Here is a 733-nt window from a genome sequence, read left to right as displayed (position 1 = left end):
CATCAAAACAGCGGGCGTAGTGCAGGATTTCGGTCTCGTTGGGAACAAAATAATCGCAGTGTTCAAGCGGGAGCAGGTCGCTGGTGCGCCACGCGCCCGTAGAATCCCAACCGACGTCACCAATCACCTTCGTGCCCCGAGCGCGCCACTGCTTCACGACTTCAACATTCTTGTCGATCGCGCGCAGGTTTGCGATTAGCACGGAAGGAGTGAAGCGCTCCGGTAGCACGCCACCTTCATCCGACCCGTGGGTGACCATTGCCCGGTCTGCGTCCCACGCCAGCGCAACAGTTACGGACTGGCACTCAACGGGCGTGGCATAGGCGGTGCCAACCTTGTTTTCTTCAAGCACTGACCGCACAATCTGACCCGCACGATCATTTCCGAGGCGAGTTATCAGCTCTACCGGGTGCCCCAGCCGTGCCACGGCAACCGCCTGATTGGCGGCCCCTCCTGCGGTGAGCGCCGAAGATTCAACCCACATCTCCTCGCCCAGCACTGGAGCATGTGGCATCCCAGCCATCACCACGTCCAAGAACGTTGGGCCACAAACCGCTATTGCACCGGTAGACATACAGCCTGCTTCCTTCTGCGTACCGTTTCGATCAGTATCGCCCGACGTCTCGTTCATGACAAACAATCTGCGCATCCCAAACTGGATAGTTAACGTGTGCGTGCAGACTTTATAAAATAAGAAGGTATGCGCAAGCGACTTTGCTTTTCCTTCGATCTG

1 protein-coding gene is annotated in these 733 nt (G+C 57.3%); it reads right to left on the bottom strand.

The features are described from left to right. Positions 1 to 631, bottom strand: a 631-nt coding sequence (locus tag HMPREF1627_RS01940) for a carbohydrate kinase family protein (protein WP_199805869.1), incomplete at its 3' end; no start/stop codon positions are given. Positions 632 to 733: the final 102 nt, after the last annotated feature.

The sequence above is a fragment of the Actinomyces sp. S6-Spd3 genome, from assembly GCF_000758755.1.
In the GTDB taxonomy this organism is placed as follows: domain Bacteria; phylum Actinomycetota; class Actinomycetes; order Actinomycetales; family Actinomycetaceae; genus Pauljensenia.
Note: the sequence above shows the minus strand (reverse complement) of the source record. Positions and strands in the feature narration are given on the sequence as shown.